This is a genomic window from Bacillus cereus group sp. BfR-BA-01360 (assembly GCF_022663595.1).
GTDB lineage: Bacteria > Bacillota > Bacilli > Bacillales > Bacillaceae_G > Bacillus_A > Bacillus_A cytotoxicus.
The window spans coordinates 15,084-33,897 of the sequence record NZ_JAKUFV010000023.1 but is presented as its reverse complement, the minus strand read 5'-3'; the positions used below and the strand labels follow the sequence as shown (position 1 = coordinate 33,897).

Here is an 18,814-nt window from a genome sequence, read left to right as displayed (position 1 = left end):
ATGGCTGAAAGAACACATGCATGTGGAAGAGTAACAGTAGAAGCAATTGGACAAACCGTTCAATTAAAAGGTTGGGTACAAAAGCGCCGCGATTTAGGTGGGCTAATCTTTATCGACTTACGTGACCGTACAGGTATTGTACAAGTTGTCTTTAGTCCAGAAACATCAAAAGAAGCGTTAGAAGTAGCAGAAACAATTCGTGGTGAATACGTATTACATGTAGAAGGTACAGTTGTTGCGCGCGGAGCTGGTGCAATTAATGAAAATATGGCAACTGGCCAAATTGAAGTGCAAGCGACGAAAGTAACGGTCTTAAATGCAGCGAAAACAACTCCGATTATTATTGCAGATGATACAGATGCATCAGAAGATGTTCGTTTAAAATATCGTTATTTAGATTTGCGTCGTCCTGTTATGTACAATACATTCAAAATGCGTCACGATGTAACGAAAACAATTCGCAATTTCTTAGATACAGAAGAATTTTTAGAGGTGGAAACACCAATTTTAACAAAGAGTACACCAGAAGGTGCTCGAGACTATTTAGTACCAAGTCGTGTACATGACGGTGAGTTTTATGCATTACCACAATCTCCGCAACTATTTAAACAGCTTCTTATGGTCGGTGGATTTGAGCGCTATTATCAAGTAGCACGTTGTTTCCGTGATGAAGATTTACGTGCGGATCGTCAACCAGAATTTACACAAATCGATATCGAAGCTTCCTTCTTAACGCAAGAAGAAATTTTAGACATGATGGAACGCATGATGACGAAAGTGATGAAGGATGTAAAAGGGGTAGAAATTAGCGTACCATTCCCTCGTATGACATATGCTGATGCGATGGCTCGCTATGGCTCTGATAAACCAGATACACGCTTTGAAATGGAACTAACGGATTTATCTGAATTTGCAGCGGGCTGCGGTTTTAAAGTATTTACAGGTGCTGTAGAAAATGGTGGACAAGTAAAAGCGATTAATGCAAAAGGTGCAGCAAGCAAATATTCTCGTAAAGATATCGATGCATTAACTGAATTTGTAAAAGTATACGGTGCAAAAGGTTTAGCTTGGTTAAAAGTGGAAGAAGATGGCTTAAAAGGACCGATTGCGAAGTTCTTTAATGAGGAAGAAGCAAATGTAATAATGACTACATTAGAAGCTTCTGCGGGCGATTTATTACTATTCGTAGCTGATAAGAAAAGTGTTGTGGCAGATAGCTTAGGTGCACTTCGTTTACGCTTAGGTAAAGAGCTGGAACTAATTGACGAAAATAAATTCAATTTCTTATGGGTAACAGATTGGCCGCTTCTTGAATATGATGAGGAAGCAAATCGTTACTTTGCGGCGCACCATCCATTCACAATGCCGTTCCGTGAAGATGTTGAGCTATTAGAAACAGCGCCTGAAAAAGCGCGTGCACAAGCGTACGACCTTGTATTAAATGGTTATGAACTTGGCGGTGGATCCCTTCGTATTTACGAGCGTGATGTACAAGAAAAAATGTTCAAAGCACTTGGATTCACACAAGAAGAGGCGCGAGAGCAGTTCGGTTTCCTATTAGAAGCGTTTGAATATGGTACACCACCACATGGCGGAATCGCATTAGGTTTAGACCGTCTAGTGATGTTACTTGCTGGTCGTACAAACCTTCGCGATACAATCGCGTTCCCAAAAACAGCAAGTGCAAGCTGCTTATTAACAGATGCGCCAAGCCCGGTTGCTGGAGCGCAGCTGGAAGAGTTACATTTGAAATTGAATGTAAAAGAATAGAAATAAGAATGAAGCTAGATGGGGTATACTAACTCCGTCTAGCTTTTTTAGAGTAAACAAAATTTTGATGGCATTCGCATGTTTGTTAGATGGCCAGTCTATTTCAATATGTATTTTTAAAGATTGTGTAACTTTTTCTATACAAATAGTCGGAAAAACGCTAGAATACTTCATGGTAGACCATTTTTGTAATAGGAGTGTAGAGCTGAATGTTACATCAATTTTCACGAAATGAATTAGCCTTTGGAAAAGAAGGACTTGAAATATTAAAAAATAGTACAGTCGGTATTCTAGGGATTGGCGGCGTAGGGTCATTTGCAGCTGAAGCGTTAGCTCGCTCTGGTGTAGGACGTCTTGTATTAGTAGATAAAGACGTTGTTGATATTACAAACGTAAACCGTCAAATTCATGCATTAGTTTCTACTGTAGGACGTTCAAAGGTAGAACTAATGAAAGAACGCATCGCTGATATTAATCCAGACTGTGAAGTTATCGCATTAGAAATGTTTTATACGGAAGAAACGTATGAAGATTTCTTTCAATATGGATTAGATTTTGTCGTAGATGCTTCCGATACGATTACGTACAAGATTCATTTAATTAAGCAATGTTTACGTCGTAAAATTAAGATAATCTCAAGTATGGGCGCGGCGAATAAAATGGATCCAACTCGTTTCCGTATCGCAGATATTTCAAAAACGCATACGGATCCAATTGCGAAAGTAATTCGTACGAAACTTCGTAAAGAAGGGATTAAAAAAGGTGTGAAAGTTGTATTTTCTGATGAAAATCCAATTGTCATTCGTGAGGATGTACGTAAAGAGATTGTTCCAGATGAAAATGCAAAAATTCGTAAAGCGAAATTACCACCTTCTTCTAACGCATTCGTACCATCTGTAGCAGGTCTAATTATGGCTAGTCACGTTGTACGCGAACGCATCAAAAATATCGAAGTGAAGCGTGTAGGGCAAGATTAAAGAGAAACAAGGATAGATATAGTTGCGATTAAAAATCATATTTATGATTTTTTTCAGCAAATAAGAAAGCCTCCCCACCTCATAATAAATGGCGGGGAGGCTTTTAGTTTTCGGCCGAACATATAATATCCAAATCTCCATTTTGATCCGTTTTAAAAATAGGGGCGATTTGTTCTGTTTGCTGATCTTTTGAAACGAGATGACGTGCGCGATCCATAATTCTTACAAGCATTGCGTAATCTTTCTCAATCGTTTGTTGTTGCTTTGTTAGAGCAACTAATTTTGTTTCAAGCTCATCATTTATTTTTTGTAAAGAAGTAAGCTTTGTTTGCAATATTTTATTTTCATTTTGTAACTTTGTAAGTGAAGGTTGATGTTGTTCTATATTTTGTAAAAATGAAATGACATCTTGCATTGTAAGTGATTTTAAGTTGCTTGGAATGTCCTCTGAACTTTTGGCATTGATTATAAGTTGCTTTTCTTCTTTTGTTTTGAGATATTTTTCTTTTTCTATTCTAGCTTCCGAACGTTTTAATTCTTTTCTTTGTTTTTTTGCAAGTTGTATGGCCTCTTCATAATTTTGTCGAACTTCTGCATTCCATCTAAATCCGCACGCTGCGGACGTTCGGTTTAACTGATCTCCAACTTCATCAAACGCTTTTAACTGTGTACTTCCGCTACGAATATGTCGTAATACGGTTTCTGCTAACAGGAAATCATCTTCTTTCGTCCATGCATCTTGGCGCGTTTTCATAAGTGAAACCTCCATTATGATGTCGTTTTCGCTTAGATTACCCTTTTAGTTTGCTTTTATACTAGTTTGCATATTTTGCTATTTACTTGTACCTCTTGTAAATAAAATTTGTATTGCGTTTTATATTATTAAACAAATATAAGGATGGTACATGTAATACTTCTGATCATTCATAGATGTATTTTGAACTGTTTTCACTTATATTAATTACTATTTTTATTTGTTTTATATTATGGTGAAGTGTTTTCGATATTTTCCAGGTGTTTTATTAGTGAACTTTTTAAAAACTTTAGTAAAGTAGCTTTGGTCACTAAAATTGAGCCAAGCACAAATGTCGGATAAAGAATAATCCGTTAAAGTTAGTAATTTTTTTGCTTCTTCTACGCGCTCGCGTTGAATATATTCATTTAATGAGATTCCGACTTCTTCTTTGAATAATATAGATAAGTAATTTGGATTCATATTGACCATACGAGCAAGTTGCTTAACAGATATTTTTTGGTAAATATTTTTAAAAATATAGTTTTGACAAGTAGTGATAGCTTTTGAATGGTGCTGCGCTTTATGTTCCTTTACACGATCTGCAAATGTACACAGAGCAACTTTTAGCAATTTATCAATGGTTTTTATATCTTTTGATTTTTCGATATTTTGTATATACATCTCACCAAGTGTACGAGCGATTCCAGAAGGAAGACCACCCTTTATCGCATATTTAGCAACAAGTGTGATGGAAGAAATCCCTTTATTTTTTTGGTATCGCAACTGATTAAGTGAAGACATGGATTTAATTGTTTCTTGTGAATATGCATCATAATATTTGAGACATGATTCTTTATCCCCATCTTTGATAGCCACAAGTAATCGTTGTTCTAATGAAAAATTAAAATTAATAGATTCAGTCATCTTTTTTATTGGAATATATGAATATTTATTGAAGATATTTGTATTTATCTCATCAAGTGAGTTGTTCTTATTTAAAAAGGTATTTGTATCTAATCTCTTTTTATAGATTAAGTTATAACATAGACATGCTATATTCACTAAGAACCATTTATCTTTGACTGGTAATGAAAGAAAGTAGTTCTTTAATTTTTTGGGACTTGTAGAGGAATTCAAATCTTTTAGCATGTTGTCAATTATCTCGTCTGAAAAATGTATATGCGTTGCAGGGCCAATAATAACCGTACCATTAACTATGTAATCGTTCCTTATGTGAATTAAAATGAAATGCTCTAGATATTGAGTGGTTCTGAAGATAGGAACATTATATGGATCACCTTTCTGATAAAGTGTATATAATTCTTCCTCCTTTGAGGTATAGAGAGGGTTAGAAAGATTTTGTGATGTAAATTTACGAAGAATATTTTTGTTAGTATCTAAAAAACAAACTGGGATTTTGAAAGATTGAAAAAATACATTGCAAGTGTATTCTATATCGACTAGATTGATTGATTTAGTCATTTTCTTTTCCTCCTTACAGTTGTATGTACTAGATGCGTAATGACAATTACTTATTTGATCATAAAGCATTGTAAATGTCATTACATGTAACAAAAAGGTATTTTTTAGTGAAAATACCAAACTTCTAAGAATAATACCATAATTTCTCAAAAATAGCACATATTATTTAATAGGTGAGTAACAGCTATTGAAGGTAGCGTAAAAGCTGAGAATTATTATATTTGTTTCATAGTTGTTGATGTTATCTGCCAAGAAAACTATTTAGATTTGAAAAGTATATGATCTTACAAATGGAAAAAAGGGAGAGATGTCAATGGATAATTTTCGAAGGAATGAATTGAGATATAACACAAGGAACAAAGATATATGAGATAGCGTTTGTTTTTACAATAATTCATAAAAAGTGTATGGATATATTTATATAAAAATAAAGATTACTGAGGAATCTGATTTGGGCAGAAAATGTAATAGTAAAAAATAAGAAGAGTAACTGGGGAATTGTAAACATTGGGGATATTGGAACAACTATGTTTTATGTTATCCGTTCAATACTGATACTTGTAGTACCATTGTTAATTTTTCTAAGAAGAATAGCGGTAAATAGATTGAAAAAATGATAGAAGTAGCAAAGGGGAAAAGAGAAATGAAAAAGTTATTGAGTATGATTTTAGTCTTTGTACTAATGTTTTCTACATTGCCTAGCTTATTTGCAAATGCAGCTTCAAAAACAAAAGGCTCTTTAACAATTCATAAGTATGAACAAGAGAAAGACAAAATAGCAGGGGCTGAAGGGGATGGTTCTGCGAAGCAAGATGTGCCGAAAGATGCCAAGCCATTAAAAGGTGTAACGTTTGAGGTGAAACAAGTGGCATCCTTTGAGAAAATTTCGAGTGATGGAAAGATTGTGAAAGAAGCAGTGAAACCTGTAGAGACTGCAACTCCGGTTAAAGTAACAACGAATGAAAAAGGAGAAGCGGTATTAAAAGAGCTTCCATTAGGACGTTATGAAGTGAAAGAAGTAGCAGGGCCTCCGCATGTTAACTTAAACCCAAATACGTATACAGTGGATATTCCGCTGACAAATAAAGATGGAAATGTATTAAACTATGATGTTCATATGTATCCAAAGAATGAAATTAAGCGCGGTGCAGTAGAATTAACGAAGACAGGCGCAGACAATAAAGCGCTAGCACAGGCGGAATTCTCTTTATTTAAAGAGGATGGAACAGAATTTAAAAAGGGCTTAGTAACAGATGAGAATGGTTATATTCGCGTACAAGGCTTAGAGTATGGAAAATACTATTTTCAAGAAACAAAAGCGCCAGAAGGATATATGAATGATCCAACAAAATATAAGTTTTTAATTGCAAACTCTGGAACAATTAATGAAGATGGAACAATTACTTCCGGTGAAGTAGTAAAAGTAGCGGTGAAAAACTATGAAGAGCCAACAATTGACAAAAAGATTAATGGAAACTTAGAAGCTTTACCAATTAACCCACTAACAGATTACAATTATGATATTAAAACATTAATTCCAGAAGATATTAAAGAGTATAAGCAGTACGTTGTAACAGACGTGTTAGACAATCGTTTAGTGATTCAAGGTAAGCCAGTTGTGAAAATCGATGGAAAAGAAGTAGATTCAAATGTTGTAGAAGTAGTTGTGGAAGGTCAAAAAGTGATAGCTACTGTGAAAGACTTTGTAAAGTTACATAAGAAAAAAGAATTTCATTTACAAATTAAATCACAAATAAAAGAAGGTGTAAAAGCTGGGACGGAAATTCTGAATAAAGCGACCATTGGGTTTACGAACAAAAACGATGTGACGGGCGATAAGGAATCTAAACCAGTAATTGTTGTTCCGACAACTGGAACGATTGAGTTAACAAAAATTGATGGGGCTAATAGTAAAAAATTACAAGGTGCTGAGTTTGAATTAAGAGATAACGATGGAAAGGTAGTCATTGTAGAAGGAAGAGAAGTAAAAGGTGTATCAGATAAAAATGGTATCATTATATGGAGTAACCTTCCGTATGGAGACTACCAAATTGTTGAAACGAAAGCACCAACATATACAAAAGAAGATGGTACAACAGGTTCTTATCAATTATTAAAGGAACCAATTGATGTGACTGTTAATGAAAATAAACAATCGATTAAATTAACTGTGGAAAATAATAAAAGCGGCTGGATTCTTCCGGCAACAGGAGGCATGGGCACAGCTATTTTTACTGTACTAGGCCTTGTGCTAATGGCTGTGGCAGCATTTGCTTTCTTTAGAAAAAAATCTGCGAATAATTAAGTTTTTAGAGAGGTTTGACCACGTAATGTAAAAAGAGGAGAAGCGATTTGCTTTCCTCTTTTCGACATTTCAGTACGTATAGAGGGGAGAACTATGAAGCGAAATATTGTTTTTGGAGTTTTTGTATTAGGCCTTAGCATTTTCCTATATCCTACTATCAGTAATTGGTTGGCGACGAGGGCACATTATTCTGAGATTAACTCTTATGATAAGAAAATAAAATCATTGCAAAAGAAAGAAATTGAACGTAGGAAAATGGAAGCAGCTGAGTATAACAAACAAGTTCAAAACTCTACGCAAACATTCTCAGATCCGTTTGTTGAAGAACAAAAAAGTAATCAAAAATCGTACGCAGATGCTTTAAATTTGGGCGATGTAATGGGATATATTGAAATACCTAAAATCGATGAAAAATTGCCAATCTATCAAGGAACTTCTGAGGAAGTATTAAGCCGTGGGGTAGGTCATTTAGATAGATCTTCGCTCCCAGTAGGTGGGAAAAGTACGCACACTGTTTTAACGGGGCATCGTGGTTTACCGTCTGCAAAGTTATTTACAGATTTAGATAAGTTAGTTGAAGGAGATCTTTTCTATATTCATTCCTTAAATAATATTCTTGCTTATGAAGTAGATCAAATAAAAGTAGTGTTACCACATGAAACAGATGATTTACTAATTGCAGAAAATCAAGATTATACAACGTTAGTTACATGTACGCCGTATGGATCAAATACACATAGATTGCTTATTCGAGGTGAGCGTGTAGAGTATAGTCAAAAAGAAAAAGAGCGACAAGAAATGAGTAATGGGAAATGGTTCGATAAGTGGATAATCATTGTTCCAATCATACTGTTATGTACATTTCTATTCGCAATTTATAAGAGAAGAATAAGTAGATAAAACATAATCTTGTCTATATGCTCAATTTACAAAATTTTAAAAAAGAATAACGTGAAGGTGGAGACAGGGAAATTGAGACCACAATTGAAGAAGATAAGTATTCATTTTATGGTTTTTTTACTTACATGTGTGAATCTTGTAATATATTTACCGAAAGAAGTACAAGCATCTACAGTAGAATTAAAAGGGTTAGGTAATATCTCTCATTATAATGCAGTCGTTTTTGGTAATCATAGTGCGATAGGTGGAGATATTGAGGGAGCGATAGCAATTCAAGGTGATATGGATGCGTCAGGTTATACCGTTGTAGGTGCTGCAACTGGAGGGGGTAACATAGTTGGTGAAAGATGGATTGACGAAGGATATCCATCCTTGTTATTGTCAGGGAAAATGAAAAAATCTAGAGGAGAATCTTTTATAGTTCAACACGGAATCGTTGTAATGACAAAAGAGGCTGATTTAAATAACATATTACAATCTTATAATCGTATTGTTTATAAAGAAAAATCAGAAATTGATGCGAAATTTAATGAGTTTCGTAATATAGTTGATCAGGTCAATAGGGACGCAAGTCAATACAAAACAAATAACCCGGTACCAAAAATGAGTTATGGTATTGGGGAAGATATGAAGAATCCAAATATATATGTTTCATCAGAAATGACAGGGAAATCAAGTTTAGAGGTGAGAGATGTATATTTACCGAATGCTGATAATAAAGATTTTATTGTTATGTATTCTGATGCAACAGAGATTGCTTTTAAAAACGGGTCAATATTGTATGATACAAACAATGTTGGGACAGCTACCGATGTAGTACAGACTTCACAACCTTATAATCCTCATTCACCGTTTAATAAGCTGTATGAGAAAGTTATTTGGGCATTTCCTAATGCCAAAAAGATTACAACAGATGGTTATGGTGTTGTCGGAAGTGTATTTGCTCCAAATGCAGTGCTAGAAGCGAAAGGTGGTTCCATCAATGGACAAATATTTGTGGGTGAACTACATCAAAGAGGTGGGTTTGAAGGGCATAACTTTCAATTAAACTGGAAGAACTGGAACAAGCATGGCACAGGAAAAGTGAAAATAAAGAAAGTCGATACGAAAAATATCGATAAGAGATTGGCGGGAGCAAAGTTTAATATTGTAGATGGGAACGAAAAAGTAGTAGAAAAATTAGAGACGGATGAAAAAGGAGAAGCAATATCAAAAGATTTACCGATAGGTGAATACAAAATTGTTGAAACAGAAGCGCCAGCGGGCTATGAATTATTAAAAGATAAAGTAACGGTAACAGTAAAGCAAAAAGAGACAGTAGAAATGATGGTGAAAAATAAAAAAGCTCCTGATTCAGTAGGTAGAGTGAAACTGAAGAAAGTCGATACGGACAATGTAGATAAAACATTGGCAGGAGCGAAGTTTAATCTTGTAGACGGGAACGAAAAAGTAGTAGAAAAATTAGAGACGGATGAAAAAGGGGAAGCAATATCAAAAGATTTACCGATAGGTGAATACAAAATCGTTGAAATAGAAGCACCATCGGGCTACGAATTATCAAAAGATAAAGTAATAGTAACAGTAAAACAAAAAGAGACAGTAGAAATGGTGGTGAAAAATAAAAAAGCCCCCGATCCGGTAGGTAGAGTGAAACTGAAGAAAGCCGATACGGACAATGTAGATAAAACATTGGCAGGAGCGAAGTTTAATCTTGTAGACGGGAACGAAAAAGTAGTAGAAAAATTAGAGACGGATGAAAAAGGGGAAGCAATATCAAAAGATTTACCGATAGGTGAATACAAAATCGTTGAAATAGAAGCACCAGTGGGCTACGAATTATCAAAAGATAAAGTAATAGTAACAGTAAAACAAAAAGAGACAGTAGAAATGATAGTGAAAAATAAAAAAGCCCCTGATTCAGTAGGACAGATTGAGATTGAGAAAGTGGATGCCGAGGATTCAAGTATGAAATTAAAAGGGGCTATGTTTCAAATTTTAAATAAAGACGGGATAGAAGTTGGTATATTAACGACAGATGAAAAAGGTAAGGCTATTTCTAAACAATTGGCACTTGGAAAATATATGATTAAAGAAATAAAAGCACCGGACGGTTACATGTTGCTTAGGGATTCGATTGAGATAGAAGTTACAGAAACGGAAGGAACACAAAAAATAACAGTAGAAAATACGAAGGATGATTGGACAATTCCCAATACTGGCGGTACTGGGACGACAATATTTTATACGAGCGGTGTTATGTTGATGTTTGTAATGTTATTTTTATTGTTCCGTAAGAGAAATCATAAATAAAAATATGGACAAATGAAAGGGTTCAGCTTTAATAGATTTATAAGGATGAGATTTGAAAAGAGGAGGAGCAAATTAATTCCTTCTCTTTTCGTTGTTTTTACTGTCCGTAATAGCCTTCACTTTATATTTCTTGCTTCAATTGGAAGCTACAAGCAGTGGAGGTTTTGAGTAGCTTGTTTGTTGTTTCGTCAAATGTTTTTAACGGTGCTATGCAAAATACCGTCAATCGGTTCCTGCTAACAGGAAATCATTTTCTTTCGTCCATGCATCTTGGCGCGTTTTCATAAGCGAAACCTCCATTATGATGTCGTTTTCGCTTAGATTACCCTTTAGACTTTGTTTTATGCGAATTCTGTAATCTTTCATAAACAGTCGAGAGTGCCTGTTCGAATTTTCCTGTTGTTTTTGGTCGATAGTACTGCTTATTTTTTATTTTGTCAGGTAAGTATTGTTGCTCAATCCATCCGTTTGGATAATCATGCGGATATAAATAACCGATACCTCTTCCTAAAGATTCAGCTCCTTTATAGTGACTATCTTTTAAGTGGTTTGGAATATCACCAGTTTGTCCATTTCGTAAATCGTGGAGTGCTGCATCAAGCGCTTTATAAGCTGAGTTTGATTTTGGTGATAAGCAAAGTTCAATAACAGCATTAGCAAGCGGAATGCGGGCTTCTGGAAATCCAACTCGTTCCGCCGATTCAATGGCCGCCAAAGTTCGAGGGCCAGCTTGCGGGCTAGCAAGTCCAATATCCTCATATGCCATAATAAGAAGTCTTCTGCAAATGCTTTGTAAATCGCCTGCTTCAATTAGACGAGCTAAGTAATGAAGGGCGGCATTGACATCACTTCCGCGCACTGATTTTTGAAAAGCTGATAAGACGTCATAATGAGCGTCTCCATCTTTATCGTGAACAAAGCTTTTTTTCTGTAAACATTCTTCTGCAATCTCTAATGTAATTTCGACTGCTTGCTCATCTGTTGCAAAGCTTGATAAAACAGCAAGTTCAAGTGCATTATAGGCCGAGCGCATATCTCCGCCAGAAGCGCTTGCAAAGTGGCGGATTGCTTCATCTGTAACTGTTACATGATATTCTCCGAGCCCTTTTTCTTTATCAGCTAGTGCCCGTTTTAATCCGGTTAAAATATCATCTTCTGTCAGTGCATGTAGTTCAAAGATTTGACAGCGGCTTCGAATCGCTGAGTTAATGGCGTGAAATGGATTGCTCGTTGTGGCGCCGATTAAAGTAAGGAGCCCGCTTTCTAAATGCGGTAAGAGAAAGTCTTGTTTCGCCTTATCTAGACGGTGTACCTCATCTAAAATTAACACAAGGTGGCGGTGCATTTTTGCTTCTTGTACGACAACTTCCATATCTTTTTTGTTGTGTGTTACCGCGTTTAATAGACGAAATGGTGTCCCGGTACTACCAGCAATAGCACTAGCAATCGATGTTTTTCCTGTGCCAGGAGGACCGTATAAAATCATCGACTGAAAATGGTTGGCTTGAACCATTCGCCATAAAATTTTCCCTTCACCAACTAAATGTTGTTGCCCGATAATTTCTGAAATATTTGTTGGGCGCATTCGGTGTGCGAGTGGTTGTTTCATTGTATCCGTCTCCCTTAAGTTATATAGAATGTAAGTCTATGTTATCATTTTTTTGACTGGAAATTAAAATAGACGTGAGCTTGAAAGAAGGATATAGGTAAATAGTTTTATTTTTCCCTCAATTGTAATGATTTCTGAGTTTTTCAATGTGATTTTATGCTATCATGTTGAATACACAAGTTGAAATTTCTTATAATACTATATTATGCTATAATTTCATAGGATTTTAAATTGTGTTCTTTTGATAAATAAGCGATAACCAAATAGAAGTGACATTTTGAAAAGAGGTGCGAAATAGATGAAAATTTCAACAAAAGGCCGCTATGGTTTAACGATTATGATCGATCTTGCGAAAAAGTTTGGTGAAGGACCGATTTCATTAAAATCAATTGCTAAAGCGCACGATTTATCTGAGCATTATTTAGAGCAATTAATTTCCCCGCTTCGCAATGCTCGTCTTGTAAAAAGTACGCGCGGGGCATATGGTGGTTATGTATTGTCTGATCAACCAGCTAATATAACGGCAGGCGATGTAATTCGTGTGTTGGAAGGGCCAATTAGCGTCGTTGAGATGCTAGAGGAGGAAGAGCCCGCACAGCGTCAACTATGGATGCGTGTTCGTGATGCAGTACAAGAAGTATTAGATAGTACAACATTGGAAGATTTAGTACGCTATGAGGAAGAAAATAATGGGGGTTATATGTTTTACATTTAATTCCTTGTGAAACGATTTGGAAAGAAGGAGATTGAATGGAACGCATTTACTTAGATCATGCAGCAACATCTAAAGTTCATCCAGAAGTGGTCGAAAAGATGATTCCATATATGACGGAAATGTTTGGAAACCCCTCTAGTATTCATTTTTATGGACGACAAGCCCGCCATGCTGTAGATGAAGCAAGACGCACTTGTGCGCGCAGCATTAATGCCAATCCAAATGAAATTATTTTTACAAGCGGCGGTACAGAGGCTGACAATTTAGCGCTTTTAGGTGTAACGCGTGCAAATCGTCATAAAGGGAACCATATTATTACGACAAAGATTGAGCATCACGCTATTTTGCATACATGTGAGGTGCTAGAGCGCGAGGGATTTGAAGTGACATATTTGCCCGTTGATGAAACAGGGCGCGTGCAAATGGATGATGTGAAGGCGGCGTTAACGGATCAAACGATTCTTGTATCTGTTATGTTTGGAAATAATGAAGTGGGAACCGTTCAACCAATTGCAGAAATTGGAGAACTTTTAAAAGAACATCAAGCTTATTTCCATACAGATGCTGTACAAGCCTATGGTTTAATGAAGATTGACGTACAAGAACTGGGAATTGATTTATTATCCATTTCTGCTCATAAGATTAATGGTCCAAAAGGTGTCGGTTTTTTATATGCGAACGCACAAGTGAAATTTGAACCTTTATTAACAGGTGGAGAACAAGAGCGAAAGCGCCGGGCAGGTACGGAAAATGTGCCAAGTATTGTCGGGCTTGGGCATGCTATTTCACTTGCGGAGGAAACGCGTGAGCAAAAAAGTGCCCACTATGAAGAATTTAAAGATATAATGATAGCTGTCTTTCAAAAAGAAGACATTACTTTTGAGGTAAACGGAAATGTAGAATATCGCTTGCCGCATGTGTTGAATGTAAGTTTCACAGGGATGAATATTGAACCGTTTCTTGTGAACTTAGATTTAGCTGGTATTGCAGTATCAAGTGGTTCTGCTTGTACAGCTGGTTCGATTGATCCATCACACGTATTAGTGGCGATGTTTGGAAAAGATTCCGATAAAATACGTTCATCCGTACGCTTTAGTTTTGGGCTTGGGAATACGAAAGAACAAGTAGAAAAAGCGGCGTACGAAACAGTGAAAATCGTGAAACGATTCTCGCAAAACTAGCATGGGAGGTGACATGATGAACAAACTACCTCACGAAACGCGCGTTGTCATCGGGATGTCTGGTGGCGTCGATTCATCTGTAGCTGCGCTTTTACTAAAAGAGCAAGGATATGATGTAATCGGAATTTTTATGAAAAACTGGGATGATACAGACGAAAATGGTGTCTGTACAGCAACAGAAGATTACAATGATGTTATTGAAGTTTGTAATCAAATCGGTATCCCGTATTATGCAGTAAACTTTGAAAAGCAATATTGGGATAAAGTATTTACGTACTTTTTAGATGAGTACCGAGCTGGTCGTACTCCGAATCCAGATGTAATGTGCAACAAGGAAATTAAATTTAAAGCCTTTTTAGAGCATGCGATGGCGCTTGGTGCAGACTATGTCGCAACAGGACATTATGCACGTGTAGCTTATATGGACGGCGAATATAAAATGTTGCGCGGTGTAGATGATAATAAAGATCAAACGTATTTCTTAAATCAGTTAGGTCAAGAACAATTATCTAAAACGATGTTTCCATTAGGTGAATTAAAGAAACCGCAAATTCGTGAAATGGCGAAAGAAGCCGGTTTAGCAACAGCTACGAAAAAAGATAGTACAGGTATTTGCTTTATCGGTGAGCGCAACTTTAAAGATTTCTTAAGCAACTACTTACCTGCTCAACCAGGTGTGATGCAAACATTATCTGGTGAAGTAAAAGGGAAACATGATGGTCTGATGTACTATACAATCGGGCAACGTCATGGCCTTGGTATTGGTGGTAATGGTGACCCGTGGTTTGTTGTTGGGAAAAACTTAAAAGAGAATATCTTATATGTTGATCAAGGGTTCCATAATGAACTTTTATACGGCGATGAAGTCATTGCGACAAATGTAAACTGGGTAAGCGATAGAGCGAAAGAAAAAGAATTTAAGTGCACAGCAAAATTCCGTTATCGTCAAGAAGATAACGGTGTAACGGTTCAAATCGTAGATGAAAATACAATCCGTATTCTTTGTGATGAACCAATTCGGGCGATTACACCAGGACAAGCGGTCGTTTTCTATGATGGAGATGAATGCTTAGGCGGTGCAACAATTGATGAAGTATACCGAAGTGGTAAACAGTTAGACTACCTAGGATAAAACGGAGAAACCTCTGCCGATTAGCGGTCAGGGGTTTCTTTTTTAAAGAGCGAATTTTTGTTCGCTTACAAAATAGAATCTTTGTTATAATTTGTTGTAGAGGTGAAGAACATGTCAAATAAGCTTGAAATAGGCATTCGATATATGCAAGAAGGAAATTGGGAAGAAGCAGCCAAAAACTTTACAGAGGCAATTGAAGAAAATCCAAAAGATGCTCTAGGATATATTAACTTTGCCAATTTACTAGATGTGTTAGGCGATAGCGAGCGTGCAATTTTATTTTATAAACGTGCATTAGAGTTAGATGAAAAATCAGCTACTGCCTATTATGGACTTGGGAACATATATTATAGTCGAGAGCAATTCCAAGAAGCAAAAGCAATGTTTGAACAGGCAATGCAAGGTGGTTTGCAATCAGCTGATATCGTATTTATGCTTGGGATTACACATGTGCAGCTTGGAAATGATCGCCTTGCGTTGCCATTTCTACAAAGAGCTGCGGAATTGGATGAAATGGATGTCGAGGCAGCATTTCAATGCGGATTATGCCTTGCGCGATTAGAGCATGTTAAAGAGGCGAAACCGTATTTTGAAAAGGTATTACAAATGGATAAAGAACATGCTGATGCGTATTATAATTTAGGTGTTGCTTACGTGTTTGAAGAGAATAAGGAAAAGGCGCTTGCTTTATTTAAAAAAGCAACGAAAATCCAGCCAGATCACTTTTTAGCTGGGAATGGTATTCGTTTGTTAGAACAAGAAAGTAAATAAAAACAGCATTAATGAGCAGTTCCCCTCCATCTAAAGGTCAGTTAGGTGGGGGCTACTGCTCATTAGAGTACAGAAGTCGGAAAGGAGTAGCAGAGGAACGATGGAGAATCAACATGCCATGGATTTGTTTGAGGAAGAGAGAAAGTTTATAAAAGCGCAAGTTCTTCATACTATTTTCCACAACGAAGAAAACCTCTATTCCGTTGTCAGTATGAAAGTCATTGAAACAAATGAAGCATATGACGAAAAAAAAGTAATGATCAACGGTCATTTTCCCCGTATGCATGAAGATGAAGTATTTACATTAACAGGGTATTTTAAAGAGCATCCTAAATATGGGAAGCAATATCAAGTTGAAACATTTAAAAAAGAATTGCCCCAAACGAAAACAGGAATGGTGCAATATTTAGCGAGCGATTTATTTAAAGGAATTGGGAAGCGAACAGCTGAAAAAATTGTCAATCATCTTGGAGAACACGCCATTTCTAAAATTATGGATGATCCGGCTGCGCTAGAAGGTGTCGTCAATAAGCAAAAAGCGCAAGAAATATATGAGACGATCATTGAGCATCAAGGGCTTGAAAAAGTGATGAGCTTTTTAAATGGTTATGGATTTGGGACAAAGCTTTCCATTAAAATTTATCAGCAATATAAAGAAATGACACTAGAAGTTATTCGAAATAATCCGTACCAGTTGATTGAAGAAGTTGACGGAATTGGCTTTGGAAGAGCAGACGATATAGGACGTGCTCTTGGGATATCAGGAAATCATAATGATCGTGTACGAGCGGGATGTTTTTATACGTTGGAGAATGTATCGCTTCAATATGGTCATGTTTATATGGAGAAGGAGCAGCTTGTACGTGAAACGATGTCCCTTTTAAATAACCGAGAAGGGACTGTGACGGAAGAAGATATTGTGCAATGCATCGAAATGATGCAAGGCGAAGGGAAAATCATTATAGAGGAAGAGCGTATTTATTTGGCTTCTTTATATTATTCTGAGAAAGGTGTTGTGAAGTCGATTCATCGCCTGATGAGCCAAAAAGAAACGCCGTCATTTCCCGAGGCAGAAGTGTTGTTAACGTTAGGTAAGATCGAAGAGCAGATGAAAGTACAGTATGCACCGCTTCAGCAAGAGGCGATTCAAACAGCACTTCATCAACCGATGATGCTGTTAACCGGTGGCCCAGGAACAGGAAAGACAACAGTTATTAAAGGAATTGTCGAAATGTATGCATCGCTACATGGATTATCGTTAAATCCTAAAGATTATAGCGATGATAATCCATTTCCGATTTTATTAACAGCTCCAACAGGTCGTGCGGCAAAGCGAATGAGCGAATCAACAGGTCTTCCTGCATGTACAATTCACCGTTTGCTTGGTTGGACGCCCGAAGGCTCGTTTCAGCGAAATGAAACAGATCCGGTGCAGGGGAAACTTCTTATTGTCGATGAATTTTCTATGGTCGATATTTGGCTTGCAAATCAGCTTTTGAAATCATTGCCGACAAATATGCAAGTCATTATTGTTGGCGATGAAGATCAATTGCCATCTGTAGGACCGGGACAAGTATTAAAAGATTTATTAAACGCCGGTATCATTCCAACGGTAAAACTGACCGAAATTTATCGGCAAGCTGAAGGGTCATCTGTTGTTCAACTTGCTCATGCGATAAAGAATGGAACATTACCGCCAGATGTAACGAAAAATAAACAAGATCGTTCCTTTATTGCGTGCACGGGGAATCAAATTGTTGATGTTGTAAAACGAGTGTGTGAAAGCGCAAAAGTAAAGGGATTTAGTGCAAAAGATGTGCAAGTGTTAGCACCTATGTATCGCGGATCGGCAGGGATTAATGTGTTAAATGAGGCATTGCAACAAGTCTTTAACCCGAAACAAGAAAAGAGTAAAGAAATTGCTTATGGTGATGTTGTATATAGAAGAGGCGATAAGGTTCTTCAATTAGTCAATCAACCGGAAAGTCAAGTGTTTAATGGAGATATTGGCGAAATTATTTCTATATTTTACGCGAAGGAAAATGTAGAGCAACAAGATATGGTTGTTGTTTCATTTGATGGCATTGAAGTGACATATACGAAGGCTGATTTGAATCAAATTACACATGCATATTGCTGCTCCATTCATAAGTCGCAAGGGAGTGAATTTCCGATTGTAATTATGCCGATTGTAAAAAGTTATAACCGCATGTTGCGTCGGAATTTAATTTATACGGGTATTACAAGAAGTAAAAAGTTTTTGATTATCTGCGGAGAAGAAGAAGCTTTTCGATCTGGAGTGAACCGTCTCGATGATGCCATGCGGCAAACAACTTTAGGAAGTCGTTTGCAAGAGGCAAAAGGCGAAGCACAGATGGTTGTTATTAATGGAGAAGAAATGGACGTGGAAAACATTTCACCGTATGATTTTATGTAACGAGGTGAAATTATATAGTGAAGCTTTCAAGTGTATCATATTGAAAGTTGCTAACATGTATAAATGAATGCAGTTTGGACATAATGGCGAATAGAATCTGGGAGAACGTAAGGAGATGGAAGCCATATGTTTAGTTGTCCAAATTGCAAAGGAAAAGATATTGGAAAAATCGGTGTGAATCAATTTTATTGTTGGAATTGTTATATCGAATTATCGATTTCAAAGGGGAAAATCCATACACATCAAGTAGAAGAAGATGGTTCGTTAAGTTCTCTTGATGATTTATTTGATGAGGATGAAAGAACGATTGGATAACGAAAAGGGGGATTTACTTTGAATCTACGCAATTCATTTATTGCATTAGGAATTGGAGCGGCAGCATATCGATATGCTCGCAAACAAGATTTGTTTTCAAAGCGCAATATGAAAAAAGCACGCAAAATGATTAAGTCGTACTTGTGACGGCTTTTATAAAATGAAAAACTCCCT

At 36.6% G+C, this 18,814-nt stretch carries 15 protein-coding genes; 12 read left to right on the top strand and 3 right to left on the bottom strand.

Going from position 1 to position 18,814, the window contains the following annotated elements; translation table 11 throughout:
- A complete protein-coding gene (aspS, locus tag MR056_RS17505) occupies positions 1-1,770 on the top strand; it encodes an aspartate--tRNA ligase (RefSeq protein WP_012095579.1) in 1,770 nt (589 codons plus the stop codon).
- Between the two features lie 209 nt (positions 1,771-1,979).
- Positions 1,980-2,747 (top strand): tRNA threonylcarbamoyladenosine dehydratase, encoded by a 768-nt coding sequence (locus MR056_RS17500; RefSeq protein WP_012095578.1) that lies wholly within the window; start codon positions 1,980-1,982, stop codon positions 2,745-2,747.
- 103 nt (positions 2,748-2,850) lie between these two features.
- On the opposite strand, the gene MR056_RS17495 is transcribed toward MR056_RS17500, so the two are convergent.
- Entirely contained in the window at positions 2,851-3,501 is a 651-nt protein-coding gene (locus tag MR056_RS17495; protein ID WP_012095577.1) for an RsfA family transcriptional regulator, read from the bottom strand.
- A 225-nt stretch (positions 3,502-3,726) separates the two neighbouring features.
- A complete protein-coding gene (locus MR056_RS17490; protein ID WP_012095576.1) occupies positions 3,727-4,965 on the bottom strand; it encodes an AraC family transcriptional regulator in 1,239 nt (412 codons plus the stop codon).
- Between the two features lie 643 nt (positions 4,966-5,608).
- Here MR056_RS17490 and MR056_RS17485 point away from each other — a divergent pair.
- From MR056_RS17485 to MR056_RS17475, 3 genes are all read left to right on the top strand, one after another.
- The gene (locus MR056_RS17485; RefSeq protein ID WP_176371955.1) at positions 5,609-7,270 is read left to right on the top strand and encodes a SpaA isopeptide-forming pilin-related protein; all 1,662 of its coding nucleotides are present in this window, start codon (positions 5,609-5,611) and stop codon (positions 7,268-7,270) included.
- 93 nt (positions 7,271-7,363) lie between these two features.
- A complete protein-coding gene (locus MR056_RS17480) occupies positions 7,364-8,170 on the top strand; it encodes a class C sortase (RefSeq protein ID WP_087099235.1) in 807 nt (268 codons plus the stop codon).
- 72 nt (positions 8,171-8,242) lie between these two features.
- Positions 8,243-10,480, top strand: coding sequence for a SpaA isopeptide-forming pilin-related protein (locus MR056_RS17475; protein ID WP_087099233.1), 2,238 nt, complete (start codon positions 8,243-8,245; stop codon positions 10,478-10,480).
- Between the two features lie 322 nt (positions 10,481-10,802).
- Here MR056_RS17475 and MR056_RS17470 read toward each other — a convergent pair whose 3' ends face one another.
- Positions 10,803-12,089, bottom strand: coding sequence for a replication-associated recombination protein A (locus MR056_RS17470; RefSeq protein WP_048724202.1), 1,287 nt, complete (start codon positions 12,087-12,089; stop codon positions 10,803-10,805).
- Between the two features lie 298 nt (positions 12,090-12,387).
- On the opposite strand from MR056_RS17470, the gene cymR reads away from it, so the two are divergent.
- From cymR to MR056_RS17435, 7 genes are all read left to right on the top strand, one after another.
- Positions 12,388-12,804, top strand: a complete 417-nt coding sequence (gene cymR, locus MR056_RS17465; RefSeq protein WP_012095571.1) for a cysteine metabolism transcriptional regulator CymR — start codon at positions 12,388-12,390, stop codon at positions 12,802-12,804.
- A 35-nt stretch (positions 12,805-12,839) separates the two neighbouring features.
- A complete protein-coding gene (locus MR056_RS17460) occupies positions 12,840-13,985 on the top strand; it encodes a cysteine desulfurase family protein (RefSeq protein ID WP_012095570.1) in 1,146 nt (381 codons plus the stop codon).
- 16 nt (positions 13,986-14,001) lie between these two features.
- Positions 14,002-15,117, top strand: coding sequence for a tRNA 2-thiouridine(34) synthase MnmA (gene mnmA / locus MR056_RS17455; RefSeq protein ID WP_048724205.1), 1,116 nt, complete (start codon positions 14,002-14,004; stop codon positions 15,115-15,117).
- Between the two features lie 111 nt (positions 15,118-15,228).
- Complete coding sequence (locus MR056_RS17450) at positions 15,229-15,888, top strand: tetratricopeptide repeat protein (protein WP_012095568.1); 660 nt, start codon at positions 15,229-15,231, stop codon at positions 15,886-15,888.
- Between the two features lie 100 nt (positions 15,889-15,988).
- Positions 15,989-18,325 carry an SF1B family DNA helicase RecD2 gene (gene recD2, locus MR056_RS17445; protein WP_041810038.1) on the top strand — a complete coding sequence of 779 codons (2,337 nt, stop codon included), beginning with the start codon at positions 15,989-15,991 and terminating at the stop codon, positions 18,323-18,325.
- A 126-nt stretch (positions 18,326-18,451) separates the two neighbouring features.
- A complete protein-coding gene (locus tag MR056_RS17440) occupies positions 18,452-18,640 on the top strand; it encodes a hypothetical protein (protein WP_012095566.1) in 189 nt (62 codons plus the stop codon).
- Positions 18,641-18,658: 18 nt separating this feature from the next.
- The gene (locus MR056_RS17435) at positions 18,659-18,787 is read left to right on the top strand and encodes a YrzQ family protein (RefSeq protein WP_012095565.1); all 129 of its coding nucleotides are present in this window, start codon (positions 18,659-18,661) and stop codon (positions 18,785-18,787) included.
- Positions 18,788-18,814 lie beyond the last annotated feature (27 nt).

Bases quoted from the DNA above. Each gene is read 5' to 3' on its own strand.
- MR056_RS17495 (WP_012095577.1), bottom strand. From the start codon at position 3,501: ATGAAAACGCGCCAAGATGCATGGACGAAAGAAGATGATTTCCTGTTA.
- MR056_RS17485 (WP_176371955.1), top strand. From the start codon at position 5,609: ATGAAAAAGTTATTGAGTATGATTTTAGTCTTTGTACTAATGTTTTCT.
- MR056_RS17480 (WP_087099235.1), top strand. From the start codon at position 7,364: ATGAAGCGAAATATTGTTTTTGGAGTTTTTGTATTAGGCCTTAGCATT.
- aspS (WP_012095579.1), top strand. From the start codon at position 1: ATGGCTGAAAGAACACATGCATGTGGAAGAGTAACAGTAGAAGCAATT.
- mnmA (WP_048724205.1), top strand. From the start codon at position 14,002: ATGAACAAACTACCTCACGAAACGCGCGTTGTCATCGGGATGTCTGGT.
- recD2 (WP_041810038.1), top strand. From the start codon at position 15,989: ATGGAGAATCAACATGCCATGGATTTGTTTGAGGAAGAGAGAAAGTTT.
- MR056_RS17460 (WP_012095570.1), top strand. From the start codon at position 12,840: ATGGAACGCATTTACTTAGATCATGCAGCAACATCTAAAGTTCATCCA.
- MR056_RS17440 (WP_012095566.1), top strand. From the start codon at position 18,452: ATGTTTAGTTGTCCAAATTGCAAAGGAAAAGATATTGGAAAAATCGGT.
- cymR (WP_012095571.1), top strand. From the start codon at position 12,388: ATGAAAATTTCAACAAAAGGCCGCTATGGTTTAACGATTATGATCGAT.
- MR056_RS17490 (WP_012095576.1), bottom strand. From the start codon at position 4,965: ATGACTAAATCAATCAATCTAGTCGATATAGAATACACTTGCAATGTA.
- MR056_RS17470 (WP_048724202.1), bottom strand. From the start codon at position 12,089: ATGAAACAACCACTCGCACACCGAATGCGCCCAACAAATATTTCAGAA.
- MR056_RS17500 (WP_012095578.1), top strand. From the start codon at position 1,980: ATGTTACATCAATTTTCACGAAATGAATTAGCCTTTGGAAAAGAAGGA.
- MR056_RS17450 (WP_012095568.1), top strand. From the start codon at position 15,229: ATGTCAAATAAGCTTGAAATAGGCATTCGATATATGCAAGAAGGAAAT.